A 5,035-nucleotide genomic window follows, 5' to 3' on the forward strand; every position below is an offset into this window, starting at 1 on the left:
CAAGTCTCGGGCTCGACTTGGATCGGCGCGGTACTCCGACAAGCCTCTGTTCCTGAAGGCGTTTCCCTCCCCCCTCTGCGGGGGAGAGTGGGCCTCGCGTTAGCGAGGGTCGGGAGAGGGGAGCGCCCTCTCCGGATACGGCGCTCCCCTCTCCCGCCTGCTCCACAGGCACCCTCCCCCGCAGAGGGGGGAGGGTCGGCGCACGAACCTCAAACCCAAAAAGAATCATCGCGCTGCCCCCGTCGACGGCCCCTCGGCCACGGTGACGCCCTGGCCGGGGCGCAGGGTCTGGATGCCGGCCACCACCACCTCCTCGCCCGGCGCGATGCCGGAGGCGAGCGCGATGGTGTCGGGGCCGTAGCGGTCGATCTCCACGATGCGGGGGGCGACGGTGCCGGTGGCCGGATCGCGCACCCAGACCGCGGGTCTGCTCTGCCAGCGGTAGAGGGCCGACCAGGGCAGCACCACGGCCTGGCGGGTCCGGAAGCGGCCCCGGCCGATCACCACTGCGCCGAGCGTCATCGCCGGCGGCGTCTCGCGCAGGCCGATCTTGACCCGCACCGTGCCCGAGGCCGGATCGACGCTGGGCGAGATCTCGCGCACGCTGCCGACCGTCTTCACCGAGAGGTCGGACTGGAGCGTGACCTCGATGGTGCGCGATTCCGGCGGGCTCGCCAGCAGGGCCTCGTAGACGTTGAAGACCGCGTCGCGCGGCCCGTCCTGGGCCAGCACCAGCACCGACTGGCCGGCCTGCACCACCTGCCCCGTCTCCAGCGAGCGGCTGAGGACGATGCCGGCGACCCCCGATTTCAGCTCCGTGTAGGAATACTGCTCCTGCGCGGTCCCGAGCGCCGCCTTGGCCGAGTCGACCGCGGCCTGGGTGGTGCGCAGCTGCTGCTCGGCGTTGTCGAAGGAGGGGCGGGTGGTGTAGCCGCTGGCCATGAGCGATTCCTGGCGCTTGAAGCCGAGTTTGGCCTGCGTCAGCAGCGCCTCGGCCGAGGTGAGGGCGGCCTGCGCGTTGGCGAGGTTGGCCCGCTGCTCCTGCGGATCGAGCCGGGCGAGCACCTGGTCGGCCTTGACGTGGTCGCCGACCTCGACGAGGCGCTCGGCGACCTTGCCGTTGGTGCGGAACGAGACGTTGGTCTGGGCCTGGGCCTGGACGTCGCCGGTGATGACCGCCTCCGCAGAGACCGGGCTCGTCGCCGCCTTCAGCGTGCGCACGAAGGTCTGGGCGAGCAGCCGCCCGTCCTCGGCACGCGGCGCGCCGATCGACACGAGGGCGAGCGCCGCGGCAGCGCAGGCGGGCTTGAACAACGATCCGGACACGGCTGCTGCGACCTCCGTTCGGTCTATCGCGGCACGGGCATATCCGCTATCCTACCGACCGTCCAGACGGTTTTTAAGCATGGGTCGGCGATGACGAAGGCGCGCAGCCGCCGACAGGACCGGCCCGAGGTGATCCTCGACGCCGCCGAGAGCCTGATGCGCCGCTCGGGCGAGCGCGTCCTGACGATCGACGCGGTGGCGGCCGAGGCGGGCCTGAGCAAGGGCGGGGTGCTGCACCACTACGCATCGAAGGATGCCCTGATCACGGCGCTCGCCGCCCGCAAGGTGGCGCGGATGCGCGCCGGCATCGCCGAGAACTTGGCCGTTCAGCCGCCGGGGCCGGCGGCCCTGCCGCTCGCCGTCCTCGCCCAGGCCCGCGACCTCTACGCCGACGAGTGCGGCTTCCCCGACGCGCTGCTGATCGCGGCCACCGGGAACGCCGAGGCGGTGGCGGGGTTTCGCGAATTCCTGGCCGAGCGCCTGTCGCAAATGGGTGCGATCGAGGGACGGCCCGGCGCGGGCGCGGCCCTGGTCTTCTCCATCCTCGGGCTGATGCTGAGCCGGTCGCTGGGCTTCCACCGCCTCGACGGGCCGGAGCTGGCCCGCCTGTTCGACGCCCTCGACGCCCAGGCCCGCAATCTCGCCGCCGAACCCGATGCGAGCCGTTCGGCGTGACGCACTCGGCAGCGGTCCCGCGAGGGGCTAGGCTTACCGCCCTGCCACGTTCCCCGGAACATCCCCGCCTGATGCCGTCTCTCACAGCACGCCGTGCCCTGCACGCCCTCGCGCTGCTCTCCGCCCTCCTGGCCGTCCCGGCGGCGGCCCGGCCCTTCACGGACGCGGCCGGGCGGATCGTGGAGGTGCCGGACAGGGTGGCGCGGGTTCTCGCGGCCGGGCCGCCGGCCTCGGTGCTGCTCTACACCCTGGCGCCGGGCAGGATGGCCGGCTGGGTCAGCGCGCCGAGCCCGGAGGCCAGGGCCTACCTCGCCCCCGAGACCCGCGACCTGCCCGCCTACGGCCGCCTCACCGGCCGGGGCGGGACCGCCAACGTCGAGGCCGTGCTCGCAAGCCGGCCCGACCTGATCGTGGACGTGGGCAGCACCGGGCCGACCTACGCGTCGCTGGCCGACCGGGTCCAGGCGCAGACCGGCATCGCTTACGTCCTCCTCGACGGCGCCTTCGGCAGGACGGGGGAGACCTACCGGCAACTCGGCGCCCTGATCGGGGAGGAGGCGGCGGCAGGGCGCCTGGCCGAGGCCGCCGACGGGATGGTGGCCGACATCGCCCAGCGGCTCGCCTCCGTACCGTTGGAGAAGCGGCCAAAGGTCTATTACGGGCGCGGGCCGAAGGGCCTGGAGACGGGGCTGTCCGGCTCGATCAACACCGAGATCCTGGAGGCGGCCGGCGCCCGCAACGCCGCAGCGGAGGCCGGTCCGGGCAACCTCGCCACCGTCTCCCCGGAGCAGGTGCTGGCCTGGAACCCGGACGTGATCCTCACGATCGACCCGGCAGTCCGGCAGGCCTTCCTCGCCGATCCCCTCTGGAGCGGCCTCAAAGCGGTGCGCGCGGGCCGCGTCTACACGGCACCGGCGCTGCCCTTCGGCTGGTTCGACGCGCCGCCGGGCGTCAACCGACTGATCGGCCTGCGCTGGCTCGCGGGGCTGCTCCACCCGGACCTGTTCGCCCAACCCGCCGCCGGCGCGGTGCGCGACTTCTACAGGCTGTTCTATCACGTCGACCTGAGCGAGGCGCAGCTTACGGCGCTGCTCGGCGGCACGGGCGAGGGGCCGCGGTGACGCGGGCGCTCGCCGGCACGCCGGCGCTCGGCACGCGGCGCCTGGTACGGGCAGCACGGGTCGGGCTTCCCGTGCTCGCGCTGGCACTCCTCGTCCTGCTCTCGCTCGCCACCGGCCGCTTCGGCGTGCCGTTCCACGACGTGCTGGCGGTGCTCGCCGCCAAGCTCCTCGGCACGGAGAGCTTCGCCGACCCGACCGCGCGAACGGTGGTGCTCCAGGTGCGGCTGCCGCGGGTGGCCGGCGCCCTCGTGGTCGGGGCGGCCCTGTCGGCGGCGGGTGCGACCTACCAGGGATTGTTCCGCAACCCCCTGGTCTCCCCCGACATCCTCGGCGTCTCGGCCGGCGCCAGCCTCGGGGCGATCCTCGGCATCGTCCTGGCGCTGCCCGTCGCGGCGATCCAGGGGCTGGCCTTCGCAGGCGGGCTCGCCGCGGTGGCCGCCGTCTACGCGGTCGGCGCGGCCGTGCGCCGGCACGACCCGGTGCTGACCCTGGTGCTGGCCGGCGTCGCGGTCGGCGCCGTGCTGGGGGCCGGCATCTCGCTCCTCAAGGTGCTGGCCGACCCCTACAACCAGCTTCCCGCCATCACCTACTGGCTGCTGGGCAGCCTCGCCTCGGTGACGCTCGCGGACGTGGGCGCGATCCTGCCGGCGATCGGGCTCGGCCTCGTGCCCCTGGTGCTGCTGCGCTGGCGCATGAACCTGATGAGCCTGGGCGACGAGGAGGCCCGCGCGCTCGGCGTCGAGACGCGGGTGCTGCGCCCGTTGTTCGTCGCCGCCGCCACCCTGGTCACGGCCGCCGCGGTCTCGGTGACGGGGGTGATCGGCTGGGTCGGGCTGATCGTGCCCCACGTGGCGCGCCTCCTCGTCGGGCCGGATTTCCGCCGCCTGCTGCCGGCCTCGATGCTGCTCGGGGCGGGCTACCTCGTCGCCGTGGATCTGCTCGCCCGCAGCCTCGCCCGGACCGAGGTGCCGCTCGGCATCCTCACGGCGCTGGTGGGCGCGCCCTTCCTCCTCTGGCTGCTCGCCTCCGGGCGAAGAGGCTGGGCCTGATGCTGGCGGTCGAGGACCTCGCCTTCGGCTACGGCACGCGCCGGGTCGGGACGGGCGTGAGCTTCACCCTCGCGGCCGGCGAGACCCTGTGCCTGCTCGGGCCGAACGGCGGCGGCAAGACCACCCTGTTCAAGACGCTGCTCGGCCTGCTCCCGGCGCAGGGCGGCCGGGTCCGCCTCGACGGCGCCGACGTGGCGCGGATGCCGCGGGCAGCCCTCGCGCGGGCGATCGCCTACGTGCCGCAGGCGCACGCCGCCTTCTTCCCCTTCCGGGTGCGCGAGGTCGTGCTGATGGGCCGCGCCAGCCGGCTTCCCGCCTTCGCGAGCCCCGGCCCCGCCGACCACGCGGCGGCTTCCGCGGCGCTCGACGCCCTCGACATCGGGCATCTGGCCGAGCGGGTCTACACCGAGATCAGCGGCGGCGAGCGCCAGCTCGCCCTGATCGCGCGGGCGCTGGCCGGAGAGCCGCGTGTGCTGGTGATGGACGAGCCGACCGCGAGCCTCGATTTCGGCAACCAGGCCCGCGTCCTCGGCCAGATCCGCCGCCTCGGGGCGCGCGGCATCGCTGTCATCCTCTCGACGCACGATCCCGGCCACGCCTTCCTCTGCGCCGACCGGGTCGCCCTGCTGCACGGGGGCCGGCTCCTCGCCCTGGGGCCGCCCGCGCTGACGATCACCCCCGAGAGCCTGCGCACGCTCTACGGCGTCGCGGTCGCGGTGGTGCCGCTGCCGGGGGAGGGCCGGGCGGTCTGCAGCCCGGTCCTGCCGTGAGGGAGGCTGAGGCGGCGTCCACCCGCACGCGGGCCGCACGGGCGCGGCGCGGTGCCCGATCGGGCGCCGGGAGCCGCCCTAGTGCACTGACGCA

At 74.3% G+C, this 5,035-nt stretch carries 5 protein-coding genes; 4 read left to right on the forward strand and 1 reads right to left on the reverse strand.

Features of this window, described 5'->3' with window-relative positions:
• Positions 1-225: 225 nt before the first annotated feature.
• On the reverse strand, positions 226-1,326 hold the full coding sequence (locus COGEMETH_RS19095; RefSeq protein ID WP_373875398.1) for an efflux RND transporter periplasmic adaptor subunit: 1,101 nt from the start codon (positions 1,324-1,326) through the stop codon (positions 226-228).
• Positions 1,327-1,416: 90 nt separating this feature from the next.
• Here COGEMETH_RS19095 and COGEMETH_RS19100 point away from each other — a divergent pair, with 90 nt between their 5' ends.
• The 4 genes from COGEMETH_RS19100 (at position 1,417) to COGEMETH_RS19115 (ending at position 4,941) form a co-directional block, all read left to right on the forward strand.
• A complete protein-coding gene (locus COGEMETH_RS19100; RefSeq protein ID WP_238184187.1) occupies positions 1,417-2,001 on the forward strand; it encodes a TetR/AcrR family transcriptional regulator in 585 nt (194 codons plus the stop codon).
• Positions 2,002-2,072: 71 nt separating this feature from the next.
• Positions 2,073-3,122, forward strand: a complete 1,050-nt coding sequence (locus COGEMETH_RS19105) for an ABC transporter substrate-binding protein (RefSeq protein ID WP_238184188.1) — start codon at positions 2,073-2,075, stop codon at positions 3,120-3,122.
• A gap of 41 nt (positions 3,123-3,163) precedes the next feature.
• The gene (locus COGEMETH_RS19110) at positions 3,164-4,171 is read left to right on the forward strand and encodes a FecCD family ABC transporter permease (protein WP_238184190.1); all 1,008 of its coding nucleotides are present in this window, start codon (positions 3,164-3,166) and stop codon (positions 4,169-4,171) included.
• The gene (locus COGEMETH_RS19115; RefSeq protein ID WP_238184191.1) at positions 4,168-4,941 is read left to right on the forward strand and encodes an ABC transporter ATP-binding protein; all 774 of its coding nucleotides are present in this window, start codon (positions 4,168-4,170) and stop codon (positions 4,939-4,941) included. The genes COGEMETH_RS19110 and COGEMETH_RS19115 overlap by 4 nt, the downstream gene beginning before the upstream one ends.
• Positions 4,942-5,035: the final 94 nt, after the last annotated feature.

This window comes from Methylobacterium trifolii (assembly GCF_022179685.1).
Classification (GTDB): Bacteria; Pseudomonadota; Alphaproteobacteria; order Rhizobiales; family Beijerinckiaceae; genus Methylobacterium; species Methylobacterium trifolii.